The sequence below is a fragment of the Tsukamurella paurometabola genome, assembly GCF_900631615.1.
Taxonomy (GTDB): Bacteria; Actinomycetota; Actinomycetes; order Mycobacteriales; family Mycobacteriaceae; genus Tsukamurella; species Tsukamurella paurometabola_A.
On the sequence record NZ_LR131273.1, the window covers coordinates 1,464,124 to 1,489,906 of the forward strand.

The window sequence follows — 25,783 nt, forward strand, 5'->3', positions numbered from 1 at the left end:
AAACAGCGCCCGCACGCCGGGCGCCGGACGAGCGTGCGTCGGATGAGACCAGGAGGGAGGGACCGTGCAGGGACTCGTGTTGCAGTTGACCCGTGCGGGCTTCCTCCTGTTGCTGTGGCTGTGCATCTGGCTGGTCATCAGTGCGTTGCGCTCGGACGCGCGCATGGCGTCGGGCCTGCGGCCCCGCCAGAAGGAGGCGAAGGCTCCCCGTCGGGCCCTGTTCTCCCGGACCAGCAAGGTCGCGAAGTACCTCGTGGTCACCCACGGCCCGCTCGCGAACACCCGCATCACCCTCGGCCAGCAGCCCGTCCTCATCGGCCGCGCCGACGATTCGACGCTCGTGCTCAACGACGACTACGCGTCGACCAGGCACGCGCGCCTGTCCCGCGACGGTGACGACTGGTACGTCGAGGACCTCGGCTCCACCAACGGCACCTACCTGGCCCGCAACAAGGTCACCACTCCCACCCGCGTCCCGCTGGGCACTCCGGTGCGCGTGGGCAAGACAGTGATCGAGTTGCGCCCGTGAGCCTCGTCCTTCGATACGCCGCCCGCTCCGACCGGGGCCTCGTCCGCAGCAACAACGAGGACTCCGTGTACGCGGGCGCGCGCCTGCTGGCACTGGCCGACGGCATGGGCGGACACGCCGCCGGCGAGGTCGCCTCGCAGCTCATGATCAACGCCCTCGCCCCGCTCGACGACGACGAGCCCAGCGGCGACCTCCTCGACACCCTCGAGGAGGCGATGGTCGCCGGCAACGAGACCATCGCCGAGCAGGTCGCCGAGGACCCCGAGCTCGACGGCATGGGCACCACGCTCACCGCGATCCTCTTCGCCGGCTCCAAGCTGGGCCTGATCCACGTGGGCGACTCCCGCGGCTACCTGCTGCGCGACGGCCAGCTCACCCGCATCACCAAGGACGACACCTTCGTCCAGACCCTCGTCGACGAGGGCCGCATCACCGCCGAGCAGGCGCACACGCACCCGCAGCGCTCCCTCATCATGAAGGCCCTCACCGGGCACGAGGTCGAGCCCACCCTCACCCTCCGCGAGGCCAAGGCGGGCGACGTCTACCTGCTGTGCTCCGACGGCCTGTCCGACGTGGTCAGCGACGAGACCATCGGCGACACCCTCGAGCTCGCCGCCGAGGACGTGAGCGCCGCCGCCGACCGGCTGATCGAGCTGGCGCTGCGGTCCGGCGGCCCGGACAACGTCACCGTCGTGGTGGCCCGCGTCGAGGACACCAGCTTCGGGCAGAGCCGCCCGATCGTCGGCGGCGCCGCGAACGACGACGACGAGGACTACGTCCCGCCTGCCAACACCGCCGCCGGCCGGGCCGCCGCGCTGCGCCCGCCGAAGAAGGCGCCCCGCCGCGTCGTGGCGACGGACGTCGACGACGAGCCCGCGAACGGCTCGCGGCGCAAGTGGATCGCCCTCGGCGTGCTGCTGGTGCTGCTCATCGGCGGCGCCATCGGGCTCGTCGTCACCCGGTCGGTGGTCAATTCGAGCTACTTCGTCGCGGCCACGGACAAGGGCACGATCGCCATCTCGCACGGCGTGAAGGTCTCGATCTTCGGGCGCGCCCTGAACTCGCAGCAGGAGGTCGTCTGCATCGCGGAGGCTCCCACCGGCGAGGCGCGCGCCGCGCAGGGCTGCACGCCGCTCACCGTCGACGACCTGACGCCGCGCGGCCGCGCCAACCTGGCCGGCCTGCCGTACGCGAGCTCGCTCGACGACGCCCGCGAACAGGCCCGCAACCTCACCGACCGGGACAACCTCATGGAGCGGTGCGCGATCAGCACCGTCATCGAGCCGCCCGCGCCGGCCCCGCAGGACCCGAACGTCCCGGCACCGTCGACCACGGTGGCCCCGCCCGCCGGGGAGACGCTCGCGCCGCCGCCGGCCCCGGTGACCAAGGTCGTCACGCAGACGTCGACGCCGGAGCGCCCCTGCCGCGGAGGACCCTCGTGACGTCGGGCGTCAGCACTCCCGGTTCGGGCATCGCGCTCGACCCGAACCGGCGTTCCCGGACCTACGAGCTGGTCCTGCTCGTCGCCGCCACGGTGGTGACGGGGACCTCGCTCGCGCTCGTGGAGTGGGCGCAGGAGCAGCGGCTGACCCTGGACCTCGCGAAGTACGTCCTCGCGTTCATCGTGCTCTACGGCGCGGCGCACTACGCGGTGCGCCGGTTCGCGCCCTACGCCGACCCGATCATCCTGCCGGTGGTGGCGATGCTCAACGGCCTCGGCCTGGTGCTGATCCACCGCCTGGACCTCGGCAACGCGCACGCCGAGAACGGCCGCGTCGCGCAGACGCAGGAGGCCAACCAGCAGATCCTCTGGACCCTGCTGGGCCTCGCGGTGCTGGTCGCGGTGCTGGCACTGCTGCGCGATCACCGGACGCTGTCGAAGTACGCGTACACGATCGGCCTCGCCGGCGTGGTCTTCCTCGCGCTGCCGGCGCTGCTGCCGTCGAGCCTGTCGGAGATCAACGGCTCCAAGAACTGGATCAAGACGCCGCTGTTCAACATTCAGCCGAGCGAGATCAGCAAGATCCTGCTCATCATCTTCACCGCGGCGTTCCTGGTCTCCAAGCGCGACCTGTTCACCTCCGCGGGCCGCCGCGTGCTCGGCGTCGACCTGCCGCGCGCCCGCGACCTCGCGCCGCTGCTGCTGGTGTGGGTCGTCGCGCTCGGCGTGCTCGGCTACGCCAACGACCTCGGCACGCCGCTGCTCATCTTCTTCACCGTCCTCGCCATGGTGTACATCGCCACCGAGCGGATCGGCTGGATCGTCGTGGGCCTGAGCCTCGCGGTCGTCGGCGCCGTCGCCGCCTACCAGCTCTTCCCGCACCTCCGCGTGCGCGTCGAGGTGTGGCGCGACCCGTTCGCCGCCTACGAGAGCATCGGCTACCAGCCCGCGCAGGCGCTGTTCTCGCTGGCCACGGGCGGTCTCGCCGGCACCGGCCTCGGCTCCGGCCGGCCCACGATGGTGCCGTTCGCGTCGACCGACTTCATCATGGCCGCGGTCGGCGAGGAGCTCGGCCTCATCGGGCTCGCCGCCGTACTCATGCTGTTCCTGGTACTGATCTTCCGCGGATTCCGCTCGAGCCTGACGGTGCGCGACAGCTTCGGCAAGCTGCTGGCCGCCGGCCTGGCGTCGACGATGGCGATCCAGCTCTTCGTGGTCGTAGGCGGCGTCACGAAGCTCATCCCGCTCACCGGCCTGACCACGCCGTTCATGAGCTACGGCGGCTCCTCGCTGCTCACGAACTACGCCCTCATCGCGCTGCTGCTGCGGATCTCCAACGCGGCCCGCGAGCCCAAGGTCGCCCGCAAGCCCGGTGCGCCGGTCCCCGACCGGCCCACCGAGATCGTGAAGCGCGTATGAACGCACCGATCCGCCGCATCTCCCTCGTCGTGGTCCTGCTCGTGGTGGCGCTGCTCGCCAACGCCACCTGGGTGCAGGTCTTCCGCGCCGACGACCTGCGCTCCGACAGCCGCAACGAGCGTGTGCTCCTCGACGAGTACGCGCGCCAGCGCGGCTCCATCCTGGCCGGCGGCCAGGTCATGGCGCAGTCGATCAAGACCGACGACCGGTACAAGTACCTGCGCACCTACCCGCAGGACATGGCGCGGGCGTACGCCCCGCTCACCGGGTACTACTCGATGATCTACAGCTCCAGCGGCCTCGAGCACGCCGAGGAGTCGGTGCTCAACGGCAGCGACGACCGGCTGTTCGGGCGCCGCGTCGTGGACCTGCTGTCCGGGCGCGACCCGAGCGGCGGCAACGTCGTCACCACGATCAACCCGGAGATGCAGCGCATCGCGTACGACAAGCTGTCGACGGCGTGCGGCTCCAACGGCCCGTGCCACGGCGCGGCCGTCGCGATCGAGCCGGCGACGGGCAAGATCCTCGCGATGGTCTCGACGCCCAGCTACGACCCGAACCCGCTGTCCTCGCACGACACGAGCGCGGTCACCAAGGCGTGGGAGCAGCTCAAGGACGACCAGGACAAGCCGATGGACAACCGCGCGACGGGCTGGACCTACCCACCCGGCTCGACGTTCAAGGTCATCACCACGGCGGCGGCCCTGTCACAGGGCAAGGGGATCGATCTCTCGACCCGCCTGACGGCCGACAAGCAGATCACCCTCCCGGGCGGCGGCGGCACGACACTGTCGAACTACGCGGGGATGACGTGCCCGGAATCGTCGGGCGGTACCGTCAGCCTGTTGCAGGCGTTTCAGTACTCGTGCAACACCGCGTTCGTGGATCTGGCCACGACGAAGATGCAGGACGGAGGCGAGGCGATCAAGGCGATGGCGAACAACTTCGGCGTCAACTCGACGCCCGACCCCATCCCGCTGCGGGTCGCCCAGTCGGTGACCGGCCCGCTGTCCGACGGTGCCCAGACGGGCCAGTCGGCCATCGGCCAGCTCGACGTGGCGATGACGCCCTTGCAGAACGCGGTGATCGCGGCGACGCTCGCCAACGGCGGCGTGCGCATGCAGCCCTACCTGGTCGACTCCTTCCAGGCTCCCGACCTGACGACCTTCGGCACCACCTCGCCCAAGCGGCTGGGGCAGGCCATCTCGCCGCAGGTCGCGGCGCAGATGCGGGAGCTGATGGTCGCGTCGGAGCAGCACACGAAGGGCTCGGGCGGCCGGGTGCAGATCGCCTCGAAGACCGGTACGGCGGAACACTCCCAGGGCCAGCGCGGCGGCGAGGCGCCGCACGCCTGGTACATCGGGTACGGCCCGGTGAACGACCCGAAGGTAGCGGTGGCGGTCATCATTGAGAACGGTGGAAATCAAGGCGAGGCGGCGACCGGTGGGTCGCTCGCAGCGCCGATCGGACGAGCGGTGATAGGCGCCGCGGTGAACGGGCAGGGGAACTGATGAGTCTGCAGACCGGATCGGTGATCGCCGACCGCTACGAACTCCTCCGGCTCATCGCCACCGGTGGCATGGGCCAGGTGTGGGAGGCGATGGACACGCGGCTCGACCGCCGCGTGGCGGTCAAGGTGCTCAAAGCCGAATTCTCCGAGGACCAGGAGTTCCTCGCCCGCTTCCGCAACGAGGCCCGCACCACCGCCGCCCTCAACCACCCCGGCATCGCCGGCGTCTACGACTACGGCGAGACCGCCGACCAGACCGGCGGCGCACCACTGGCGTACCTCGTCATGGAACTCGTCAACGGCGAACCCCTCAACGCCGTCCTGAGCCGCCTCGGCCACCTCAGCCAGGCCCAGGCCCTCGACCTCCTCGAACAGACCGGCCGCGCCCTCCAGGTCGCCCACACCGCCGGCCTGGTGCACCGCGACGTCAAACCCGGCAACATCCTCATCACCCCCACCGGGCAGGTGAAGATCACCGACTTCGGCATCGCCAAGGCCGTCGACGCCGCACCCGTCACCAAGACCGGCATGGTCATGGGCACCGCCCAGTACATCTCCCCCGAACAGGCCTCCGGCGAAGACGCCACCGCCGCCTCCGACGTCTACTCCCTCGGCGTCGTCGGCTACGAGTGCCTGGCCGGCAAGCGGCCCTTCTCGGGCGACGGTGCGATCACCGTCGCGATGAAGCACATCCGGGACCAGCCGGAGCCGCTGCCGGGCGACCTGCCGGCACCGGTGCGCGAGCTCATCACGCTGACCCTGGGCAAGGATCCGCGGCAGCGGTACGCGAACGGCGGCGAGTTCGCCGACGCCGTGGCCGCGGTCAAGGCGGGGCAGCGCCCGCCGATGCCGCGCGGCTGGACCGGTGCGGCCCCGGCGGCGGCCGCCGCCGCGACGGGCGCCCCGGAGACGGCGGCGACGGCCATCGTGCCGCCCGCGTCCCGGCCGGGTCCGCAGCCGGTCTCCCGCAATTCGAGCCCCACGCCGCGTGCCGCCGCGTCGTCGTCCTACTCGGACGGCGGCGGCTGGACCAAGGCGCAGAAGACGATCCTCGGTATCTCCGTGGCGCTGCTGCTGTTGGCCGTGGCGATCATCGGCGGCTACATGCTGACCCGGGACACCGGGAGCGAGACCCCGCTGCCGACGCCGAGCACGTCCGACACGGGCACCGTCGCGCCGCCGCCGACGGGTACCTCGACCGCGGCCCGTCCGGTTCCGCCCCGCACGACGACGGAGCCGCCCCGCACGGTGACGGAGACCTCGACGGTGCAGCCCACGACGACGCCGCCGCCTCCGCGCCCGACGACGACCACCCCGCCGCCGCAGCCCACGACGACCACTCCGCCGCCGACCACGACGGATCCTCCGGTCACCGGGGGTGAGCCGACGACGAAGCCGCCGTGCACCGGCTTCCTCGGGATCCCCCTCCCCTGCAACAACTAACGGATAACGGACAAGCCGATGACTACCCCGCCGCGTCGCATCAACGACCGCTACGACCTGGGCGAGACGCTCGGGTTCGGTGGCATGTCCGAGGTGCACCTGGCCCGGGATACGCGTCTGTCGCGCGACGTCGCGATCAAGATCCTCCGCGCCGACCTCGCCCGCGATCCCAGCTTCTACGAGCGGTTCCGCCGGGAGGCGCAGAACGCGGCGTCGCTGAACCATCCGACGATCGTGCAGGTCTACGACACCGGTGAGGCGCAGACCTCGTCGGGGCCGCTGCCGTACATCGTGATGGAGTACGTCGACGGGGAGACCCTGCGCGACGTGTTGCGGCGCGACGGGACCATCGCCCCGCAGGCGGCGATGACGTGGATGGCGGACGTGTGCGCGGCGCTGGACTTCAGCCACCGCAACGGCATCGTGCACCGCGACATGAAGCCCGCCAACGTGATGCTCACCCGCGCGGGCGAGATCAAGGTGATGGACTTCGGCATCGCTCGGGCGATGAGCGACCCGTCGGCCGGAATGACCCAGACGGCGGCCGTGATCGGCACGGCGCAGTACCTCTCGCCGGAGCAGGCGCGCGGCGATTCGGTGGACGCCCGCTCGGACGTCTACGCCGCGGGCTGCGTCCTGTTCGAGCTGCTCACCGGGCAGCCGCCGTTCACCGGTGACTCGCCCGTCTCCGTGGCGTACCAGCACGTCCGCGAGGATCCGCCGACGCCGTCGTCGATCCTGGACACGGTGCCGCCGGAGCTCGATTCGATCACGCTCAAGGCGCTGTCGAAGAATCCCGCGAACCGGTACCAGACGGCCGGCGAGATGCGGCAGGACCTGATCCGGGTGCTCGCGGGCCGCAAGCCGGAGGCGCCGATGGTGCTCTCCGACGAGGAGCGCGACGCGCTGCTCACGGAGCCGGCGAAGTCCCGCCGTCGCGCGACCGCGCCGGTCGCCGCCGCGGCCGCCACGGCCGGCGCCGCGAACTCCTCCGGTACGGAACCCGCCGACGACGACCCGCCGACGGCCATCGTCGACACGTCGGCCCCGGCGGACGCACCCGCCCGCCGTCGCCACTCGTCGCCCCCGAAGCGGGGCAGCCGGTCGAGGCTGCTCATGCTGTTCTCGGCCGCGGTGATCGCGCTGGTACTGGTCGGCGGCACCACCTGGTACCTGCTCAACAGCCGCGGCGGCGAGCAGACCGCGACCGTGACCTCGCAGATCGGCGCACCCGCCGCGGACGCCCAGGTGGCGCTGCAGAAGCTGGGCTTCACCGTCGAGGTGCAGCGCATGCCCGACAACACGGTTCCGGCCGAGCACGTCATCTCGACGCTGCCCGGGCCGAACGCGAGCGTCGCGAAGGGCTCGACGGTGGTCCTGCAGGTCTCGACGGGCCCGAAGATCGCCGCGGTCCCGGACGTCGCGAACCGGACCGAGAAGGAGGCCCGCGACATCCTCGAGAAGGCGGGCTTCACGGTCGCCAAGGACGTGAAGAACGACCCGTCGCCGACGGTGGCCAAGGGCAACGTCATCTCGACCAACCCGGCGATCGGGGCGAACACCCCGCAGAACACCCCGATCCAGCTCACGATCAGCTCCGGCAAGGAGCAGGTGCGCGTGCCGGACGTGACCAGCACGCAGGTCGAGCAGGCCACGTCGAACCTCAAGGGCCTCGGCTTCGACGTCCGCGTCCAGCAGGTCGACAACCCGGCCGCGGTGGGCACCGTCGTGAACCAGAACCCGACGGGCGGGTCGACCGCGGACAAGGGCAGCACGGTGACCATCCAGGTCGCGAAGGCCAAGCCGATCACCATGCCCAACGTGATCAACCAGGATCAGAACGCGGCCCGCGCCGCGCTGATCCAGGCGGGCTTCTCGCCGGAGAACATCAAGGTCGTCGTCGACGCCCCGTCGGGGCTGTTCGACCGCGGCCAAGTGTGGAAGACCGATCCCCCCGTGGGGGCACAGGTCGATTCGTCGGCGACGATCGTCCTGCACGTCCGGCGGTCCTGAGCCCCGTCGCGCGGGGCCGCCCGGGCGGGCCGACGGTGCGCGGCGCTCAGGCGAGCGCGGCGGCGACCTCCTGCTCGAGCTCGGCGACGCGCGCCTCGGGGACCCGGTAGCCGCACACGGCGAGCCAGTTCGCGAGCATGCGGTGGCCGCCCTCGGTGAGCACGGATTCGGGGTGGAACTGCACGCCGTGGATGGGCAGCTCGCGGTGCCGGAAGGCCATCACCACGCCGGAGTCGGTGCGGCCGGTGATCTCCAGCTCGTCGGGGATCGTCGGCTCGAGGACGGTCAGCGAGTGATAGCGGGTCGCGGTGAACGGGTCCGGGAGGCCGGCGAGCACGCCGTGGCCGTTGTGGTGCACGAGCGAGGTCTTGCCGTGCAGCAGCTCGGGCGCGCGGTCGACGGTCCCGCCGAAGACGGCGCCGATGGCCTGGTGCCCGAGGCACACGCCGAGCAGCGGCGAGCCGGCCGCGCGGGCGGCCTCGACCATCGGCATCGTCTGCCCGGCGCGCTGCGGGGTGCCGGGGCCGGGGCTGAGCAGCACGCCGTCGTACTGCGCGGCCGCGGCGGCCGGATCATCCAGCCGCGGATCGTCGTTGCGCCAGACGTCCGCCTCCACGCCCAGCTGGCCGAGGTACTGGACCAGGTTGAACACGAAGCTGTCATAGTTGTCGACGACGAGGATCCGCACGTGCTCCAGCGTAGCGGGGTGGGGTGGCGCCGGTACATCCGATAACCTGGCAGGTGAACAGCACCCTGGTAGAAGGAAGCCATGCCGAAGTCGAAGGTCCGGAAGAAGACCGATTACACGATCAACACCGCCACGGATTCGCGGACGCCCGTCAAGGTGAACGCCCCGTCGGGCCGGTGGTTCGTGGTCGCGTTCCTGGCGCTCATGCTGGCCGGCCTGGCCTGGCTGCTCGTGTACTACGTCGGCGCGGACCCGAACGGCATGGGTGCGCCGGGCAAGCCGCTGGAGTGGATGGCGAACCTCGAGGCGTGGAACTTCGCCATCGGCTTCGGCCTCATGATCGCCGGCCTGTTGATGACGATGTGGTGGAAGTAGCCCTGACCAGCGAAATCACATCGATGTCATTCATCCCAGCTGTGGATAAACCTGTGGATAACTGGAGCGCCCCACGCGGCGTGGGCGTCGTGCTCCTCGTCGCCGGCGTCCTATTGGGCGCCGCGGCGATCGGCTTCCAGGCGATCAAGGACCCCGTCGGCATGGTCCTCGTCGGCATCGGCGTGCTCGCCCTGATCTACCTCGGGGCGCAGGTGCTGGTGCTGCGCCCGCGCCTGTCCGCCGACGGTGCCGGGGTCGTCTACCGCGGCGCCTTCGGCCGCAAGACCTTCCCGTGGGACGGCCTGGAGATCAAGCGCACCAGCACGCGGCACTGGGGCCGCGAGTCGGTGCTGCTCGAGCTGACCCGCGGCGACGACCTGCTGTTCCTCGGCCGCTGGGAGCTCGGCGAGTCGCCGACGCTCGTGGCCGAGCAGCTCGAGGCCCTGCGGCCCTCCTGAACGCTCAGTAGCGGCGCGCGGTGACGAAGCCGCGGATACCGGCCACCCGCACGGGCACACCCGAGGTCACGGCCTCGACCACCTGTCCCCCGCCGATGTAGAGCGCGGCGTGACCGCCGCCGTTGGTGATCACCACGTCGCCGGGGCGGAGCTCCGCCTGCGAGACGGGGGTGCCGGCGCTCATCAGCGCGTAGCTGCTGCGCGGCACGCTGACCCCGGCCTGGTTCATGGCCCAGGAGACGAGGCCCGAGCAGTCGAAGGAGCTGGGCCCGGCGGCGCCGTAGGAGTACGGCATGCCGACGCGGGTGAGGGCGGCCTGCACGACCGGCGAGCGGTCGGGGCCCGCCGCGTGGGCGGCCTGCGCGACGGGCGCCTGCGGGGCGGGAGCGGGAGCGGCCTGCGCGACGGCGGGTGCGGCGACGATTCCGATCACGGCTGACGCGGCCCCGAGCGCCGCGCGCATCGTGCCGCGGCGGGTGCTGCGGCCGGTCATGGTCTTCGTACTGTCGCTGGACACTCTCGTCGTACTCCCGACTCCCGCGGAGCGACGTGACGGTCACGCCTTGGTCTCCGCAAGATCACGGCAACGTTACGAAGCCGGGACGACGGGTGTCCATCTGTGAGCGCCCGATGGGCCGTGAAGATGCTCACCGACCTGCGGCGATGGAGACGGGGCTCACACGAATCGTGGGGCTATCGAGAATTTCGTACAGAATCTGATCCACGTTGATGGAGGAGTTAGGCGAAGTAAATTCTTCCCTCCGGCCCGCTCCGCCTCCCGGTGGATCACCCCCACCGACCCCGGAGAGACCCCGGAGACGCGACGACCCGGCCGGGAACACCCGGCCGGGCCAGTCTCCGCGAGGACGGAGCGACTACTCCTCGACGGTGATGGAGTTGATGGTGATGTCCTTGACCGGACGGTCCGCGCGGTCGGTCTGCGTGCTGCCGATCGCGTCCACCACCTTGCGGCTGGCCTCGTCCTCGACCTCGCCGAAGATCGTGTGCCGGTTGTTCAGGTGCGGCGTCTTGCCGACGGTGATGAAGAACTGCGAGCCGTTCGTCGCCGGGCGGCCGATGTTCGCCATGGCCAGCAGGTACGGGTGATCGAAGCGCAGCTCCGGGTGGAACTCGTCGACGAAGTCGTAGCCCGGGCCGCCGGTACCGGTGCCGGTCGGGTCGCCGCCCTGAATCATGAAGCCGTCGATGACGCGGTGGAAGATCGAGCCGTCGTAGAACGGGCCGGAGGTGCCACCGGAAGCGTTCGTCGTGGTGTATTCCTTGGTGCCCTGGGCCAGGCCGAGGAAGTTCGCCACGGTCACGGGAGCGTGATTGCCGAAGAGCGCGATACGGATGTCGCCTTCGGAGGTGTGCAGGGTCACGTGGGCGGTAGCGTTGGAGTTGGTCACACCGCCATTCTGCCATTTTCTGCAAGTGCGAACCCGTGAAGATCGGATAAGAATCGGCGGTGGAAACGACGCACTCTCGTCCGCTGAAAGGATCACGCCACCGATGGCCACCACCCCTCTGCTCGACGACGCATCCGCCGCCGACGCCGCCCCGGCGCCGTCGGCCCCCTCGAACGTCCAGCGCCTCGTCGCGGGCCTCGGCCAGAGCGTCGTGGGCCCCGCCAACATCGCCCGCGCGCTGACCGGCCTGAGCCTGTCGCTCACCGGGAAGGTCCTCGCCGGCGTCTACGGCCTGCTGCGGTCGTGGATCTCCCCGGCCGAGGTCGATCCCGAGCAGGCCGTCTCGCTCGACGGTGCGCCGTCCCGCCCGGGGTGGCGCAGGCCGGTCGTGATCGGCGCGGTCATCGCGCTGGTGCTGGCGGTGGGCGGCGTCGCCTTCAAGCTGCTGCGCACCCCGTCGGCGCCGCCGGTCGCGCCGGAGCCGCCCCGCGTGCGCCCGGCCAGCGGTGCCACCGGCGACAGCGCCCCGGCCGCCGTCGAGGAACTGGAGCAGGAGCAGGAGGGCGACGAGGACGCGGCCGTCGAGTCGCCCGCCGAGGAGGATCCGCGCAAGAAGGGCGAGTGACGCCGGGCCCGCGGTCCGCTAGGTCCGCCAGCCGGTGGGCTGGTGCGCCTGGATCGCGAGCAGGGCCCAGGCCAGCGCGATGACGAAGAACAGGCCGTCGACGCCGCTCCCGCCCCCGCGGTAGTGGACGGTGGCGGAGACGACGATCGAGATCAGCGCGGCCACCCAGCACAGAGCGCAGCGGCGGTTCATACCCCCAGGGTATGCCGCCGCTGCGTCGTCTCGCAGCCGAGCTCCGTGCGTGTCGGCGACGACCCGGCCCCGAACCGCGCCGAGGCCCGTTCAGACGGTGATGGGCACCGCGCGGGATCCGCTGCGCACCGTCAGGCGGTGCACCGACTCGCCGCCGATCAGACCGATCGCGCTCCACAGGATCGCCTGCGCGAGGAACGAGTACGTCCGGAACCAGTACAGGTCGTCGGGGTCGAAGCCCTTCGGCGTCGCGACCGTCGCGGGCAGCAGCAGGCAGGCCACGACGAGGCCGCCGACCACGATGGCCCCGCCGGCCAGCGCCGCCCCGTACGCGCCGACCCGCGGCACCGCCGCGAGCCCGATGACCCAGGCGGCCGCGACGAGCCCGAGGCAGATCGCGACCATGAGCAGGTACGCGCCGGTGCGCTCGCGGATCGTGTCGGGATCGCCGACGACGGGCGGGTTCGGCGGGTACTTCAGGTAGGGCAGGGCGTAGACCCCGGCGAACAGCGATCCGGCGACCGCGAGCGCGACGGCCCGCGGCGTCCACCGGGCCAGCTTCGGCGCCGCGACGCAGTAGGCCACCCCGAACAGCGCGCCCATGGCGACGCCGAACAGGATCAGCCCGGCCCCCAGCCCGACGTTCTGCTGGACGGCGCGGGTGAACAGTTCCGGCTCCTCGGCCATGCCCGCCATGCCGGGCATGCCGGCGTGCTCGGCGGCGTTCCGGGCGTCCTCGAAGGCGACGGCCCGGCCGATGATCGGCTCCACGAGGATCCGGCCGAAGACGAACGCGAGCAGTCCTCCGATCGCCCCGGCGAGTGCGCCGCGGGCGATGACGTGCTTCTCCATGTCTCCCCCGGTCAGTGGCAGGGGAAGCCCAGGAAGTGCCGGGCGTCGTGGAAGAACTCGTGCACGTGCATGTCGTTCCCGAACACCGAGACGGCGCCCTGGTCGATGCCGATGAAGTAGTAGGCCAGCACGGCCAGGATCAGGGTGGCGCTGAGCCACACCGCCCGGCGGGAGACGTGCAGGGAGAGGTCACCGGCGTGTGCGGTGGTGGATGCGTTCGCCATGAGCGGCGCTCCTTCGTCCGGGGTTTCGCGCCCGGGTAGGGGATTCGACGATGCCCGGTCGCCCGGGCCTGCCGGTGCGGGTCTGGCTTCACAGTGGCGCGACCGCTCCCCGAGGGATTCCGCATCCGGCCCGCGAAGTGTAACCCCGCGGGCCGGGGGTCGGCGTCAGACGGGCATCAGCCGGCCGAGCAGGTCCGACAGCGTGAGCACGGCCCGGGCACCGTCGCGCTGGACGACGGCGAGGTGGGCGCGCGATTCCCGCATCGTCGCGAGGGCCGCGTACGCGGGCTCCGCGGCGTCGAGGACGAGGACCGGGCGCATCAGTTCCGCGGCCGTGGCCGCGGGCTCCGCCTGCAGGCAGTCGCGCACATGCACGACGCCGGCCCCGTCGTCGACGAGTTGCCGGAGGTGGCCGGTGGCATCCGCAGCGGCGCGCACCTGGGCGGGCGTCGCCGATCCGGGGACCGACGACGGGGCGGCGTCCCAGCGGGCGATGTCGCCGACGGTCAGCGACTCCAGTTCGAGGGCGCTGGTGAGGCGGCCGGAGTGCTCCTCGTCGAGCGCGCCGACGGTGGCCGAGTGCTCGACGAGGTGCCGCAGCGCCGCGGGGTCCTGCCCGGCCTCGACCTCGTTCACGGGCGTGACGCCGACGCGGCGCAGGCAGGCGTTCGCGGCCTCGTTGAGCACGACGAGCAGCGGCCGGGTGACCGCCATGAACGCGCGCATCGGCAGGGCCAGGAGGATCGCCGAGCGCTCCGGGTGCGCGATGGCCCACGACTTGGGCGCCATCTCCCCGACGACGAGGTGCAGGAACGTCACGATCAGCAGCGCGAGGACGAACCCGCCGACGTCGGCGATCCAGCCGGGCATGCCCGTGGACGCGAGCAGCGGCGTGAGCCACCCGTCGACGGCGGGTTTGGTGATGGCGCCGAGGGCCAGCGTGCACACCGTGATGCCCAGCTGCGAACCCGCGAGGAGCAGCGACAGCTCGGAGGAGCTGCGCAGCGCCGCCCGCGCGGAGGCGCTGTGCGCGGCCTCGTCCTCCAGGCGGTGCCGGCGCGCGGCGATGAGCGAGAACTCGACGGCCACGAAGAAGGCGCTGGCCGCGATCAGCAGGGCCGTGATCGCCACGACCACCCAGGGGTCATTCATCGCCGTCCTCCGTCCCGCCGGCCGGGTGCAGGCTCAGGTGCACGGCCGCCGGCACCCGCCGTTCGACGGTCCGCACCTCGGCCCGGAGCGCCCGGCGGGCCGGGGCGATCGCCGCGGGCTCCGGGAGCAGGGGCAGGTCGGTGACGTCACCGGGGCGGGGCAGTGCGCCGAGCCGCGCGGTGACGGCGCCGCCGAGGGTCTCGGCGTCGCCGGGCTCGAGGTCGACGTCGAGTAGGCGCTCGACCTCGTCGAGGTGCACGTCGCCGCGCAGCAGCCAGCCGTCGCCGTCGGGCACGGCGGGCGCCGGGTCGGTGCCGTCGTGCTCGTCGTCGATCTCGCCGACCAGTTCCTCGGCGATGTCCTCGACGGTCACGACGCCGTCGAAGCCGCCGTACTCGTCGATGACGAGGGCCATCTCCTGTCGGGCGTCGGCGAGCTGCGCGACCACCGCGGGCAGCGGCATGGATCCCGGCACGACGACCGCCGGCCGGCAGCGGGAGCGGGCCGTGCCGGAGGTGTCGCCGAGCAGGTCGTGGAGCGTGATGACGCCGATGAGGTCGTCCGCCGTCGCTCCGACCACGGGGTACCGGGTGTGCCCGTGGGCCATGCGGTCGAGCACGGCCGCGGCGGGTTCGTCGGCGCGGGCCACGTCGACCCGCGAGCGCGGGATCATGGCGTGCTCGGCGGTGTGGCCGGGGAAGTCCAGGATGCGGTCGAGCAGTGTGGAGAGTTCGCGCGGCAGCTCACCGGCGTCGCGCGACGCGGCCACGATGTGCTCGAGATCGCGCGGGGTCGCGGAGTGCTCGACGTCGTGCACGGGCTCGATCCGCACCGCGCGCAGCAGCAGGTTGGAGGCCTGGTCGAAGAAGCGGATCAGCCAGCCGAAGGCACGGAGGTACAGCGTCGTGGAGAGCGCGAGCCGCCGGGCGACGGGCTCGGGCCGGGCGATGGCGAGGTTCTTGGGGAAGAGCTCGCCGAACACCATCTGCGCGACGGTCGAGAGGCCGACGGCGACGACCGCACCGATCGCGATGCCGACGCCCGCGGGGACGCCCGTGCCGCCGAGGAGGGTGCCGATGCCCTGGCCGATCATCGGTTCGGCGACGTAACCGACGAGCAGGCCCGTCACCGTGATGCCGAGCTGGGCGCCGGAGAGCATGAAGGAGGTGCGGCGGGTGACCTGCAGGGCGCGGGCGGCCGACTCGTCCCCCGCTTCGGCGCGCGCCTTGAGCCGGGAGCGGTCCACGGCCATGTACGCGAATTCCTGGGCCACGAAGTAGCCGGTGAAGGCGGTGATGACCAGGACGACGAGGATGCCGGCCAGGATCGTGAGGAGGGTGATCACGCGGCGGCCCCTCGGTGGGGCGCGGGCTCGGTGGATCGGGGTCTTCGTCGTTTGCGCGAGGCGCGTCTCATCGATTCTCTCTGTGCTCGGGCCTGCCGGGTCGCAGGTCACTGAGTAAAGAGTAGGTCAAGTTCGCGGATCCGGCATCGCGGCAGGTGGCGGGTGCCGCGGAGACGACGAAGGCGGTTCCCGGATGATCCGGAAACCGCCTGTGACGTGTGCGAAGTGATTGTGGAGCCTAGGAGATTCGAACTCCTGACATCCGCCTTGCAAAGGCGGCGCTCTACCAACTGAGCTAAGGCCCCGGGACGGGGTGTGGTGGGCCTAGGAGGACTTGAACCTCCGACCTCTTCGTTATCAGCGAAGCGCTCTAACCGCCTGAGCTATAGGCCCGTGAACCGAGGTGGAACATTACCAGCGCACCTCGGGTTCTACAAAACCGCTGGTCAGTCCCTATCGGAGAGGGTTACCTCGATGCCGCCCACGAGGTCGGCGCAGAGGTTGTAGATGAACGCGCCGACGGTGGCGAGCGCGGTCAACAGGATCACGTTCGCGAGGCCGGCGAGGCCCGCGTAGGTGAACACGTTGCCCGCCGTCAGCAGGCTCACGCCCGCCTGCTCATTGGTCAGCGTCTGGAAGCTGTCGTTGATCTTGCTCCACACGCCCATGCCGCTGAGCACGATGTACAGCACGCCGACGGCGATCATCCACACGAAGAACAGCACCACGGAGACCACGCCGGTGAGCTTGAACGTGGTCCACGGGTCGATGCTGCGCAGCTGCATGCCCGCACGGACCGGACCGTTCGCGGCCTGCGTCTTCACGCCCGCGGCCCGGGCCGGCGCGCCGCCCACGGTGTGCAGGTTCGACGGTGCCGCCTCCGCCGCCGGGGCGGGGGTCTCCTCCGCCGGGGCGGCGGCCTCGCCGGCCGCCTGCGCGGGCACCGGCACCGTCGGCGCCGACGCCGGAGCGACCTGATGGATCTTGTCCAGGTCCGGCAGGTTCTTCGGCAACTCGTCGCGCTCCACGCCCTCGGTGGGCGCATCGATCACGCGGCCCACGTCGGTGTCGCGTCGCGGGATGCGGACGGGCTGCCGGCCCGCCTCCGGTCCGGACTCCGGCGGCTGGCCGGATCCGGTTCCAGGGGTACTCACATGCGCTCCTTCGTGCTCCGCGGCGGCTTATGCCTCGCCGTCCGCCTGCTCGGGTTCGTCGCTCTCGTCGGCGTTGCGGGCGATGGCCAAAAGACTAGTGCCTTCGGCCAGGTTCATCAGCCGGACGCCCTTGGTCTGGCGGCCCGCCTTGCGGACCTGCCGCGCCGCGGTGCGAATCACACCGCCGCCCGACGTGATGGCGTACAGCTCGGTCTCGTCGTCGACGATGAGCGCACCCACCAGGTCGCCGCGCTTGGGGTCGAACTGGATCGTCAGCACGCCCTTGCCGCCACGCCCCTGGACAGGGTAGTCGTCCATCGGCGTCCGCTTGGCGTAACCGCCCGAGGTCGCGACGAGCAGGTAGGTGTCGGGCTGAACCACGTTGAGCGCCAGCAGCTGATCGTCACCGTTGAACCGCATGCCCTGCACACCGGAGGTCGCCCGGCCCATGGGGCGCAGCGCGTCGTCGGTCGCGTGGAAGCGGATCGACTGCGCGTTCTTGCTGACCAGCAGCAGGTCGTCCTCGGAGGAGGCGAGCACCGCGCCCACCAGCTCGTCCTCGTCGCGCAGGTTGATGGCGACGATGCCGCCGCTGCGGTTCGAGTCGAAGTCCTCGAGCTTCGACTTCTTCACGAGGCCGTTCTTGGTGGCCAGGATGAGGTAGGGCGCGTCGTCGTAGGCCTTGATCTGGATGACCTGGGCGATGCGCTCCTCCGGCTGGAAGGCCAGGAGGTTCGCGACGTGCTGGCCGCGGGCGGTGCGGCTCTGCTCGGGCAGCTCGTACGCCTTGGCCCGGTAGACGCGGCCCTTGGTGGTGAAGAACAGGATCCAGTCGTGGGTGGAGCACACGAAGAAGTGCGCCACGATGTCGTCCTGCTTGAGGTCCGCGCCCTTGACGCCCTTGCCGCCGCGCTTCTGGCTGCGGTACAGGTCGGTCTTGGTGCGCTTGGCGTAGCCGGTCTCCGTGATGGTGACGACCACGTCCTCGCGGGCGATCAGGTCCTCGTCCGTCACGTCGCCGTCGGCCGCGATGATCTTGGTGCGGCGGTCGTCGCCGAACTTCTCGACGATCTCGCCGAGCTCGTCGCGGACGATGGCGCGCTGGCGCTCCGGCCGTTCGAGGATGTCCTTGAGGTCGGCGATCTCGAGCTCGATCTCGGCCAACTGGTCGATGATCTTCTGCCGCTCGAGGGCCGCGAGGCGGCGCAGCTGCATGTCGAGGATCGCGTTGGCCTGCAACTCGTCCACGTCGAGGAGCTCGATCAGGCCGGCACGGGCGATCTCGGTGGTCTCGGACCGCCGGATGAGGGCGATGACCTCGTCGAGCGCGTCGAGCGCCTTGACCAGGCCGCGCAGGATGTGGGCCCGCTCCTCGGCCTTGCGCAGCCGGAACCGGGTGCGCCGCACGATGACGTCCAACTGGTGCGTCACGTAGTAGCGGATCATCTGGTCCAGGCGCAGGGTGCGCGGCACCCCGTCGACGATGGACAGCATGTTCGCGCCGAAACTGGTCTGCAGCTGGCTGTGCTTGTAGAGGTTGTTGAGCACCACCTTGGCGACGGCGTCGCGCTTGAGCCGCACCACGATCCGCATGCCGACGCGGTCGGAGGACTGGTCCTCGATCTTGCTGATGCCGGCGATCTTGCCGTCGCGCACCTGTTCGGCGATGGACAGCACGAGGTTGTCCGGGTTCACCTGGTAGGGCAGCTCGGTGATGACGAGTTCCGTTGCGCCCTTGGAGTCCTCCTCCACGGAGACCACGCCGCGCATGCGGATGGAGCCGCGGCCCGTGGAGTAGGCGTCCTTGATGCCCTGGCTGCCCACGATGAGGCCGTACGTCGGGAAGTCCGGGCCCTTGATCCGCTCCATGCACGCCTCGAGCGTCGCCTCGGAGTCGGCGTCGAAGTTGTCGAGGCACCAGAAGATCGCGTCCGCGAGCTCGCGCAGGTTGTGCGGCGGGATGTTGGTCGCCATGCCGACGGCGATGCCGCCGGAGCCGTTCATCAGCAGGTTCGGCACGCGCGCCGGGAGCACCGTGGGCTCCTGCGACTTGCCGTCGTAGTTCGGCACGAAATCGACGGTCTCCTCGTCGATGTCGCGCAGCATCTCCATCGCGAGCGGCGTCAGGCGCGCCTCGGTGTAGCGCATGGCGGCGGCGGGGTCGTTACCCGGCGAGCCGAAGTTGCCCTGGCCGTCGATGAGCGGGTAGCGCATCGACCAGGGCTGCGCGAGACGCACGAGGGCGTCGTAGATCGCGCTGTCGCCGTGCGGGTGGTAGTTGCCCATGGTGTCGGCGACGGGCTTCGCCGACTTCACGTAGCTGCGGTCCGGGCGGTAGCCGTTGTCGTACGAGGCGAACAGGATTCGGCGTTGCACCGGCTTCATGCCGTCGCGTACCTCGGGCAGCGCGCGGCCCACGATCACGCTCATGGCGTAATCGATGTAACTGCGCTGCATCTCCTGCTGGATGTCGACCGGTTCGATGCGGTCGTGGCCGCCGGTCTCGGCGGGCGGGGTGGTGTCAGTCATGTCTGTCCTTCGAGGTCATCGGTTCGACGGTGCGCGGCGCGCCCGGCTCGCGGGCGCGCCGGCGATCACACGTCGAGGAACCGCACGTCCTTGGCGTTGCGCGCGATGAACGAGCGGCGCGCCACCACGTCCTCGCCCATGAGGATGGAGAAGAGCTCGTCGGCGGCGGCGGCATCGTCGAGCGTGACCTGCTTGAGCACGCGGACCGACGGGTCCATCGTGGTCTCCCACAGCTCCTTGGCGTTCATCTCGCCGAGGCCCTTGTAGCGCTGGATGCCGTCGTCCTTGTTGATCTTCTTGCCGTTCTTGAGGCCCTCCTCGAGGAGGGCGTCGCGCTCGCGGTCGCTGTAGGCGAACTCGGGGTCGGCGCCCTTCTGCCACTTGAGCTTGTAGAGCGGCGGCTGCGCGAGGTAGACGTGGCCGTGCTCGACCAGCGGCCGCATGAAGCGGAACAGCAGCGTGAGCAGCAGCGTCGAGATGTGCTGACCGTCCACGTCGGCGTCGGCCATGAGGACGATCTTCTTGTAGCGCAGTTTGGCGATGTCGAACTCGTCGTGGATGCCCGTACCGAAGGCCGTGATGATCGACTGGACCTCGGCGTTCTTGAGCACCTTGTCGATGCGCGCCTTCTCGACGTTGATGATCTTGCCGCGGATCGGCAGGATCGCCTGGTACATCGAGTCGCGTCCGCTCTTCGCGGAGCCGCCGGCGGAGTCGCCCTCCACGATGTAGACCTCGCACTTGTCGGGGTCGTTGCTGCGGCAGTCGGCGAGCTTGCCGGGGAGGCCGCCGATGTCGGTGGCGCTCTTGCGGCGCACCAACTCCCGCGCCTTGCGGGCGGCGAGGCGGGCCTGCGCCGAGGCGGCGGCCTTCTGCACGATGGTCTTCGCGTCCGCGGGATTCGAGTCGAACCAGAACTGCAGCTGCTCGCGGCAGACCTTCTGCACGAAGCTCTTGACCTCGGTGTTGCCCAGCTTGGTCTTGGTCTGGCCCTCGAACTGCGGCTCGGCGACCTTGACGGAGATGACCGCGGCGAGGCCCTCACGGATGTCGTCACCCGAGAGCTCGCCGTCCTTCTCCTTGACCAGCTTCTTGTCCTTGGCGTAGGCCTTGACCACGCCGGTCAGCGCGGTGCGGAAGCCCTCCTCGTGGGTGCCGCCCTCGTGCGTGTTGATGGTGTTGGCGAAGGTGTGCACGGACTCCGAGTAGCCGGAGTTCCACTGCATCGCGATCTCGATCTCGTGTCCCTTCTCCTTGCCCTCGAAGGAGATGATCGAGCCGTGGATCGGCGACTTCGACGTCCGCGCGTTGATGTGCTTGACGTAGTCGACGAGGCCGTCCGGGTAGTGGAAGATGCGCTCGCGCTTCTTGGGAGCGACCTCGGCCAGCGCCGCGGCCACATCGTCCTCGGCCGCCGACGGGGCCTCCTCCGTGGTGTCCTCGTCGGGCACCTCGACGGCGACGGGGCGCTCGTCGGTGAGGGTGATGGTCAGGCCCTTGTTGAGGAAGGCCATCTCCTGCAGGCGGCGCGAGACCGTCTCGAAGTCGTAGTGCGTGGTCTCGGTGAACACCTTCGGGTCGGCCCAGAAACGCACGGTGGTGCCGGTGCGCTCCGTCGGCTCGCCCTTGATCAGATCCTCGGCGACGGAGTCGCGCTTCTTGTCGTCCCAGTGGAAGTTCTGCTGCCAGTGGTAGCCGTCGACGTCGATCTCGACCTCGACCTTGCTGGAGAGCGCGTTGACCACGGAGATGCCGACGCCGTGGAGGCCGCCGGAGACGGCGTAGGCGTCGGAGTCGAACTTGCCGCCGGCGTGCAGCGAGGTCAGCACCAGCTGCACGGTGGGGATGCCCTTGGCGTGCATCGCGACGGGGATGCCGCGGCCGTCGTCGATCACCTCGACGCCGCCGTCCGCGAGGAGTTTGACGTCCACGCGGGTGGCGTGGCCGGCCATCGCCTCGTCGACGGAGTTGTCGACGACCTCCCAGATCATGTGGTGCAGGCCGCGGGGTCCGGTGGTACCGATGTACATGCCGGGGCGCTTGCGCACCGCCTCCAGGCCCTCGAGCTGCTTGATGGAATCGGCGCCGTACGAGCTGGAGCCGTTCTTCCCGTTGTTGTCAGCCGCCACGATGTGTTGGCGCTCCTTCGTCGAAACCACCGGGGCGAACAGCCGTGAACTTCCACCGGCCGGGGCCACCGCGATGGTGATCGGACAGCACCCCGAGGACACGGGGCGCTCTTGCCCTTCCAGTCTACTCCTCTTCACGACGATGAATGCGTTTGCCACGCCCTCATCGCGCTCCAGACGCGATCAACCTCGTTTCGGTCGGGTCAGTCCGAATCACCGGCCGACGCGCACACGGCGACGCTGGGGCATGAACCGGCAATCGGCCGTAGAGTCGGAGGCATGGATCACGCCGAGATCGAGGACTACCTCAGCCGGTACGCGGCGACGCTGTCGCGATTCGATGCCGAGGGCGGCGCGGCGCTCTGGGCCGAGCCCGGCATGATCGTCGACGATCGCTTCTCCGGGGTCCTCGAGGACCGCGCGTCGATGGCCCGCGGCCTGGAGCGGTCGTACCCGCTGTACCGGGCGCTGGGCCTCGCCTCGGTGCGCCACGAGCTCCTGGACGTGACCCCGCTGACCGGGGCCGTCGTACTGCTCCACGTCCGCTGGCGCTTCCTCGACGACGACGGCGCGGAACTCACGGACAGCACGGCGTACTACATCGTGCGCCGGGACGAGGACGGCCCGCACGCGTGCGTCTGCGTCCAGGTCGACGACGCCGCGAAGCTGCAGGAACTGGCCGCCGCGCGCGGTATCGACCTCGCCGACTTCCTGCCGGACGCGCCGCCCGCCTAGCCGTAGGTGTCGCGCGGGCCTCGCCCGGGCACGTGCAGCGGCCCCTTGCGCCAGCTCGGCGCGCTGGGACCGGTGATGTTCAGCGAGGTGACCACGCCCTGCCCGACGGCGGCGTTGATCTTCGCCAGCAACTGGGACTGCATGAGCCGCAGCTGCGTGGCCCAGGCCGTGGATTCGGCGCTCACGTAGAGCACCTTCTCCCGTAGGCTCACGGCGCGGGCGTGCGCGGCCACATCGGCCCCCACGACGGACTCCCAGCACCCGAGAACCGTTCCCTCGCTGACCTTCTGGTCCCATCCGCGCGCCTTGGCGATGCCGCCGATGAGCGCACCGAAGGGCTGCGGATCGCGGCTGTCCGCCGACGGTCCGCTCCACCGCTTCGAGCCGCGGCGCAGGCGGCGCACCCCGCCGGTCATCGGCTCGGACCGTCCCTGGCCGACGGACTTGCCCGCCGCCTTGGCCGCCGCGCGCGCCTCCTCGAGCGCCCGCCGCGCGATGTCGGACCCGTGCAACTGCCCGTCGTCGTCCTGCCCGGTCATGACACCTCCTCGCCACCCGCGGACCTGTGATCACCAGGCTACTCATCCGCACCGACACGCTCCCACGAGTCGATCCGCTCACGCACCGCCGAAGACGTCGCCGGCCGCGAGCAGATCGAGCAGGCGCCGGCCCCGCTGCGCATCCCAGTCCTCGTGATCCGACGGCGTCGCCGCGCCCTCGGCGAGGAGTGCGTACCCCGGCCCCGGCCGGGGCGCGTCGGCACCGGTGTGGCCGCCCACCACGTACCCCCGCATCAGCGCGAGGCCCACGGTCGCGAGCTCCCGGAACGGGACGGTGCTGGTGAATCCGAAGAGCTCGAACAGGCGCCGGTAGTTCTCCTCCAGCCTGGACACCACCGCGTCCTCCGCGCGGTCCACGGCCGCCACGACGCGGTCGCGCTGCGGCCCGGCGGGCAGCGACGGAACGGCCATGGCGAGCGTGAGGTAGAGCCGCCAGCGCCGGTCCTCCTCCCGGTCGGCCAGCAGGTCGTCGTCCGCCGACGCCGCCACCGCGCGCAGGAGGGCGGCGCGCCGGTCGGCCACCGTCCTCAGCGCCCGGGGATCGGTCCCGACGGCACCCCGGAGCACGGCCGTCGCCCGCGCCCCCCTGGTCGAGGCGATCGGCAGCGCGTGCTCGGCGAGGGCCGCGAGGACGTCGGCCAGGAAGTCGTCGCGCTGCGGCCAGCACCGGTAGGCCGCGGTCCGCGAGACGTCGGCGTCGCGCACCGCGTCCTCGAGCCGCACGTGCTCGAGACCGGTCCCGAGGCCCGTCGCCAGCACGCGGTCGACCGCGCTGTCGAGGACGCGCCGGCGGGTCTCGCCGAGTGCCAGCCGCGGCCGCCTCGGGGTTTTTCCCGATTTTGGTACTCGGGGTTCCAATTGGTCGCTCACGGACCTATGGTACGTCGTGTACCAACTTGGTACTCCGAGTTTCAAAGGAGAAGGACATGACGCATCAGACACTGCACCGCCCGGAAACGGCACCGTCGAACCGCGCGCGGCGCACCGTCGTCGCGTACGGGCTGGGCGCGCTCGCCACCCTCGCCGGCCTCGGTCTCGTACTCTCGGATCAGCTGGTGCTCGGCGGGTTGGACCGGCACCTGCACGCGCTCTACGACCCCGTCGGGAAGTACGGCGAGGCCGCTCCGCTGTACGGCTACCTGTACGGCGTCGGCGTGCTCGGCCTGCTCTGCTGGTGGGCGAACCTGCGCCTGATCCGCCGGCACGCGGCGACCGCGCGCCGCTGGGGATGGATCACTCTCGCAGCGGCGGCGCTCCCGGTCCTCGTACCGCTGATGCTGCGGGAGTACGGCCAGCCGGTGATTCCGCTGTCCCTGGCCGCCGGGTACGCGGCGGCGTGGCTGTGCGGACTGGTGGGGCTGGTCGCCGGGCGGCCCCGCCCGGCAGCGTGATCGGCGCGGTCACGGGCTCGGATCCCCGGGCCAACAGCTCGTGGACGCTGATCCGCTGCCCCTCCGCGGTCCGACGGTGCCGCGCCGGCGGCCGGGTCCGCAGGAAGACGGCGACCACGAGGCAGGCGAGCACGCCCACCCCGGCCGCGACGAGGTTGGCCGACTGCATCGCGGAGACGAAGGCCTGCTGCACGGTGTGCCCGAGCACGGGCCGCAGCTCCGGCGGCGCCGCCCCGACCGCCCGGATGCCGCCGATGACCGACGACTCGGCCTCCGCTCGCACGCCCGGCGCCAGCGGCAGCCGCGCGACGTCCTCCACGACCCGCGCGGAGTACAGGTGCGCGACCACCGAACCCAGGATCGCGACGCCGAGCGCGCCGCCCACCTCGCGGGTCGTGTCGTTGACCGCGGACCCCGCGCCGGCCTCGCCCGACGGGACCGACGTCATCACCGACGTGGTCGCGGGGCCCTGCAGCAGGCCGAGACCGACGGCGATGACCGACATCGCCGGCAGGATCTGGGTGAGGTAGTCGGCCGATTCGGTGAGCCGGGAGGTCACCACGAACCCCGCCGCCATGATGGCGAGGCCGAGCGCGATGGTGAACCGCATCCGCCGCTCGGTGTTCGCCAGAGCCGCGAGCGGCGTGACCGCCACGGCCGCGAGCGCGAACGGGATCACCCGCACCGCGGTCTCCAGCGGCCCGTACCCCAGCACCGCCTGGAAGTACATGATCGTGATGAAGACGAAGCCGAGGAGGCAGAAGAAGCCGGCGCAGATCGCGAAGGAACCCATCGCGAAGCCGCGGGAGCGGAACAGCGTCACGTCGAGCACGGGGTTGCGGTGCCGCCGCTCGTACGCCACGAAGGCCACCAGCAGGACCACGGCCGCGGCCAGGGCGCCGACCACGGGCCCGCTCCCCCAGCCGAAGTTCGGCGCCTCGATGAGGGCCCACACGAGCAGCGTGATCCCCGAGATCGAGAGCAGGACGCCGAACACGTCGAAGGACGGTCGCTCGGAACCGAACGACTCGGGCACCAGCGCGAGGCAGCCGGCGATCGCGACGAGCGAGATGGGCACGTTGATCCAGAACACCGACGACCAGGCGAAGTGCTCCACGAGGTAGCCACCGACCACGGGACCGATGGCGATCGACGCGCCGGCCGCGGCGGACCACACGGCGATGGCCTTCGTCCGCTCCTGCTTCTCGGGGAACAGGTCCGAGATGATGGCGAGCGTGGCGGGGAAGATCAACGCCGCCGCGGCGCCCAGCGCCGCCCGCGCCGTGATGAGCTGTGCGAGCGACGTCGACCGCGTGGCCAGTACCGAGATCGCGACGAAGCACAGCAGGCCGGCGACGAGCACCTTCCGGCGGCCGAGCCGGTCACCGAGGTAGCCCGTCGCGAGCAGCAGCCCGGCGAAGACCAGCGTGTACGAGTCGACGATCCACTGGAGCGCACTCATGCCCCCGCCGAACTCCTCGCTCAGCGTGGGCAGCGCGATGGTGACGATGCTGTTGTCCATGCCGGTCATCAGCACGGCGATGCACAGGGTCCCCAGGGAGATCCATCGGGTGCGGCCCGCCCGCGCCGCGTCGGCCATACCGGTCATG

General features: G+C 70.9%; 24 protein-coding genes and 2 tRNA genes. 10 read left to right on the forward strand and 16 right to left on the reverse strand.

Going from position 1 to position 25,783, the window contains the following annotated elements; genetic code table 11:
* The first annotated feature begins 64 nt into the window (after window positions 1-64).
* The 6 genes from ELY19_RS07295 to pknB are packed head-to-tail and all read left to right on the forward strand — an operon-like array spanning window position 65 to window position 8,355.
* The gene (locus ELY19_RS07295) at window positions 65-529 is read left to right on the forward strand and encodes an FHA domain-containing protein FhaB/FipA (RefSeq protein ID WP_126195631.1); all 465 of its coding nucleotides are present in this window, start codon (window positions 65-67) and stop codon (window positions 527-529) included.
* A complete protein-coding gene (locus ELY19_RS07300; RefSeq protein WP_126195632.1) occupies window positions 526-1,971 on the forward strand; it encodes a PP2C family protein-serine/threonine phosphatase in 1,446 nt (481 codons plus the stop codon). Before ELY19_RS07295 ends, ELY19_RS07300 begins: the two co-directional genes overlap by 4 nt.
* Window positions 1,968-3,389: an FtsW/RodA/SpoVE family cell cycle protein gene (locus ELY19_RS07305; protein ID WP_197715997.1), complete on the forward strand. Its 1,422-nt coding sequence runs from the start codon at window positions 1,968-1,970 to the stop codon at window positions 3,387-3,389. The genes ELY19_RS07300 and ELY19_RS07305 overlap by 4 nt, the downstream gene beginning before the upstream one ends.
* The gene (locus tag ELY19_RS07310; protein WP_126195633.1) at window positions 3,386-4,900 is read left to right on the forward strand and encodes a peptidoglycan D,D-transpeptidase FtsI family protein; all 1,515 of its coding nucleotides are present in this window, start codon (window positions 3,386-3,388) and stop codon (window positions 4,898-4,900) included. Before ELY19_RS07305 ends, ELY19_RS07310 begins: the two co-directional genes overlap by 4 nt.
* Complete coding sequence (locus ELY19_RS07315; protein WP_126195634.1) at window positions 4,900-6,342, forward strand: protein kinase domain-containing protein; 1,443 nt, start codon at window positions 4,900-4,902, stop codon at window positions 6,340-6,342. Before ELY19_RS07310 ends, ELY19_RS07315 begins: the two co-directional genes overlap by 1 nt.
* Window positions 6,343-6,360: 18 nt before the next feature.
* Window positions 6,361-8,355: a Stk1 family PASTA domain-containing Ser/Thr kinase gene (pknB, locus tag ELY19_RS07320; RefSeq protein WP_126195635.1), complete on the forward strand. Its 1,995-nt coding sequence runs from the start codon at window positions 6,361-6,363 to the stop codon at window positions 8,353-8,355.
* A gap of 46 nt (window positions 8,356-8,401) precedes the next feature.
* Here pknB and ELY19_RS07325 read toward each other — a convergent pair whose 3' ends face one another.
* Entirely contained in the window at window positions 8,402-9,043 is a 642-nt protein-coding gene (locus ELY19_RS07325; RefSeq protein ID WP_126195636.1) for an aminodeoxychorismate/anthranilate synthase component II, read from the reverse strand.
* Between the two features lie 81 nt (window positions 9,044-9,124).
* Between ELY19_RS07325 and crgA the strand changes: the two genes are divergently transcribed.
* Complete coding sequence (crgA, locus tag ELY19_RS07330) at window positions 9,125-9,418, forward strand: cell division protein CrgA (RefSeq protein ID WP_126195637.1); 294 nt, start codon at window positions 9,125-9,127, stop codon at window positions 9,416-9,418.
* 53 nt (window positions 9,419-9,471) lie between these two features.
* A complete protein-coding gene (locus ELY19_RS07335; RefSeq protein ID WP_164711545.1) occupies window positions 9,472-9,876 on the forward strand; it encodes a PH domain-containing protein in 405 nt (134 codons plus the stop codon).
* Window positions 9,877-9,880: 4 nt separating this feature from the next.
* Here the strand turns inward: ELY19_RS07335 and ELY19_RS07340 are convergent, their stop codons facing one another.
* A complete protein-coding gene (locus tag ELY19_RS07340; RefSeq protein ID WP_227966646.1) occupies window positions 9,881-10,369 on the reverse strand; it encodes a C40 family peptidase in 489 nt (162 codons plus the stop codon).
* A gap of 382 nt (window positions 10,370-10,751) precedes the next feature.
* Entirely contained in the window at window positions 10,752-11,285 is a 534-nt protein-coding gene (locus ELY19_RS07345; protein ID WP_126195639.1) for a peptidylprolyl isomerase, read from the reverse strand.
* A 103-nt stretch (window positions 11,286-11,388) separates the two neighbouring features.
* Between ELY19_RS07345 and ELY19_RS07350 the strand changes: the two genes are divergently transcribed.
* Window positions 11,389-11,910, forward strand: a complete 522-nt coding sequence (locus ELY19_RS07350) for a hypothetical protein (protein ID WP_126195640.1) — start codon at window positions 11,389-11,391, stop codon at window positions 11,908-11,910.
* Between the two features lie 18 nt (window positions 11,911-11,928).
* On the opposite strand, the gene ELY19_RS23405 is transcribed toward ELY19_RS07350, so the two are convergent.
* The 10 genes from ELY19_RS23405 to gyrB all read right to left on the reverse strand — a co-directional run bounded on the left by ELY19_RS23405 (window position 11,929) and on the right by gyrB (window position 21,487).
* The gene (locus tag ELY19_RS23405) at window positions 11,929-12,102 is read right to left on the reverse strand and encodes a hypothetical protein (protein WP_164711546.1); all 174 of its coding nucleotides are present in this window, start codon (window positions 12,100-12,102) and stop codon (window positions 11,929-11,931) included.
* A gap of 90 nt (window positions 12,103-12,192) precedes the next feature.
* Window positions 12,193-12,954 carry a CbtA family protein gene (locus ELY19_RS07355; RefSeq protein WP_126195641.1) on the reverse strand — a complete coding sequence of 254 codons (762 nt, stop codon included), beginning with the start codon at window positions 12,952-12,954 and terminating at the stop codon, window positions 12,193-12,195.
* Window positions 12,955-12,965: 11 nt separating this feature from the next.
* A complete protein-coding gene (locus tag ELY19_RS07360; RefSeq protein WP_126195642.1) occupies window positions 12,966-13,178 on the reverse strand; it encodes a CbtB domain-containing protein in 213 nt (70 codons plus the stop codon).
* Window positions 13,179-13,343: 165 nt separating this feature from the next.
* Window positions 13,344-14,330: a CNNM domain-containing protein gene (locus tag ELY19_RS07365; RefSeq protein ID WP_126195643.1), complete on the reverse strand. Its 987-nt coding sequence runs from the start codon at window positions 14,328-14,330 to the stop codon at window positions 13,344-13,346.
* Window positions 14,323-15,675 carry a hemolysin family protein gene (locus ELY19_RS07370; protein WP_126195644.1) on the reverse strand — a complete coding sequence of 451 codons (1,353 nt, stop codon included), beginning with the start codon at window positions 15,673-15,675 and terminating at the stop codon, window positions 14,323-14,325. Before ELY19_RS07370 ends, ELY19_RS07365 begins: the two co-directional genes overlap by 8 nt.
* 232 nt (window positions 15,676-15,907) lie before the next feature.
* A tRNA-Ala gene (locus tag ELY19_RS07375) sits at window positions 15,908-15,980 on the reverse strand.
* A gap of 11 nt (window positions 15,981-15,991) precedes the next feature.
* Window positions 15,992-16,068, reverse strand: a tRNA-Ile gene (locus ELY19_RS07380).
* Window positions 16,069-16,121: 53 nt separating this feature from the next.
* Complete coding sequence (locus ELY19_RS23410; protein ID WP_164711547.1) at window positions 16,122-16,829, reverse strand: DUF3566 domain-containing protein; 708 nt, start codon at window positions 16,827-16,829, stop codon at window positions 16,122-16,124.
* A gap of 27 nt (window positions 16,830-16,856) precedes the next feature.
* Window positions 16,857-19,358, reverse strand: coding sequence for a DNA gyrase subunit A (gyrA, locus tag ELY19_RS07395; protein WP_126195646.1), 2,502 nt, complete (start codon window positions 19,356-19,358; stop codon window positions 16,857-16,859).
* Between the two features lie 65 nt (window positions 19,359-19,423).
* A complete protein-coding gene (gene gyrB / locus ELY19_RS07400) occupies window positions 19,424-21,487 on the reverse strand; it encodes a DNA topoisomerase (ATP-hydrolyzing) subunit B (protein WP_126195647.1) in 2,064 nt (687 codons plus the stop codon).
* Between the two features lie 279 nt (window positions 21,488-21,766).
* Between gyrB and ELY19_RS07405 the strand changes: the two genes are divergently transcribed.
* Window positions 21,767-22,222 carry a DUF6841 family protein gene (locus ELY19_RS07405; protein WP_126195648.1) on the forward strand — a complete coding sequence of 152 codons (456 nt, stop codon included), beginning with the start codon at window positions 21,767-21,769 and terminating at the stop codon, window positions 22,220-22,222.
* Here the strand turns inward: ELY19_RS07405 and ELY19_RS07410 are convergent.
* The 3 genes from ELY19_RS07410 to ELY19_RS07420 all read right to left on the reverse strand — a co-directional run bounded on the left by ELY19_RS07410 (window position 22,219) and on the right by ELY19_RS07420 (window position 25,782).
* Window positions 22,219-22,761, reverse strand: coding sequence for a DUF721 family protein (locus ELY19_RS07410; RefSeq protein ID WP_126195649.1), 543 nt, complete (start codon window positions 22,759-22,761; stop codon window positions 22,219-22,221). The two genes, ELY19_RS07405 and ELY19_RS07410, sit on opposite strands and share 4 nt — an antisense overlap.
* A gap of 78 nt (window positions 22,762-22,839) precedes the next feature.
* Window positions 22,840-23,652: a hypothetical protein gene (locus ELY19_RS07415; protein ID WP_126195650.1), complete on the reverse strand. Its 813-nt coding sequence runs from the start codon at window positions 23,650-23,652 to the stop codon at window positions 22,840-22,842.
* A gap of 363 nt (window positions 23,653-24,015) precedes the next feature.
* Window positions 24,016-25,782 carry a DHA2 family efflux MFS transporter permease subunit gene (locus ELY19_RS07420; RefSeq protein WP_126195651.1) on the reverse strand — a complete coding sequence of 589 codons (1,767 nt, stop codon included), beginning with the start codon at window positions 25,780-25,782 and terminating at the stop codon, window positions 24,016-24,018.
* Window position 25,783 lies beyond the last annotated feature (1 nt).

Bases quoted from the DNA above. Each gene is read 5' to 3' on its own strand.
- ELY19_RS07340 (WP_227966646.1), bottom strand. From the start codon at position 10,369: ATGACCGGCCGCAGCACCCGCCGCGGCACGATGCGCGCGGCGCTCGGG.
- pknB (WP_126195635.1), top strand. From the start codon at position 6,361: ATGACTACCCCGCCGCGTCGCATCAACGACCGCTACGACCTGGGCGAG.
- crgA (WP_126195637.1), top strand. From the start codon at position 9,125: ATGCCGAAGTCGAAGGTCCGGAAGAAGACCGATTACACGATCAACACC.
- ELY19_RS07360 (WP_126195642.1), bottom strand. From the start codon at position 13,178: ATGGCGAACGCATCCACCACCGCACACGCCGGTGACCTCTCCCTGCAC.
- ELY19_RS07315 (WP_126195634.1), top strand. From the start codon at position 4,900: ATGAGTCTGCAGACCGGATCGGTGATCGCCGACCGCTACGAACTCCTC.
- ELY19_RS07365 (WP_126195643.1), bottom strand. From the start codon at position 14,330: ATGAATGACCCCTGGGTGGTCGTGGCGATCACGGCCCTGCTGATCGCG.
- ELY19_RS07355 (WP_126195641.1), bottom strand. From the start codon at position 12,954: ATGGAGAAGCACGTCATCGCCCGCGGCGCACTCGCCGGGGCGATCGGA.
- ELY19_RS07310 (WP_126195633.1), top strand. From the start codon at position 3,386: ATGAACGCACCGATCCGCCGCATCTCCCTCGTCGTGGTCCTGCTCGTG.
- ELY19_RS07420 (WP_126195651.1), bottom strand. From the start codon at position 25,782: ATGACCGGTATGGCCGACGCGGCGCGGGCGGGCCGCACCCGATGGATC.
- ELY19_RS23405 (WP_164711546.1), bottom strand. From the start codon at position 12,102: ATGAACCGCCGCTGCGCTCTGTGCTGGGTGGCCGCGCTGATCTCGATC.
- ELY19_RS07405 (WP_126195648.1), top strand. From the start codon at position 21,767: ATGGATCACGCCGAGATCGAGGACTACCTCAGCCGGTACGCGGCGACG.
- ELY19_RS07410 (WP_126195649.1), bottom strand. From the start codon at position 22,761: ATGACCGGGCAGGACGACGACGGGCAGTTGCACGGGTCCGACATCGCG.
- ELY19_RS07350 (WP_126195640.1), top strand. From the start codon at position 11,389: ATGGCCACCACCCCTCTGCTCGACGACGCATCCGCCGCCGACGCCGCC.
- gyrA (WP_126195646.1), bottom strand. From the start codon at position 19,358: ATGACTGACACCACCCCGCCCGCCGAGACCGGCGGCCACGACCGCATC.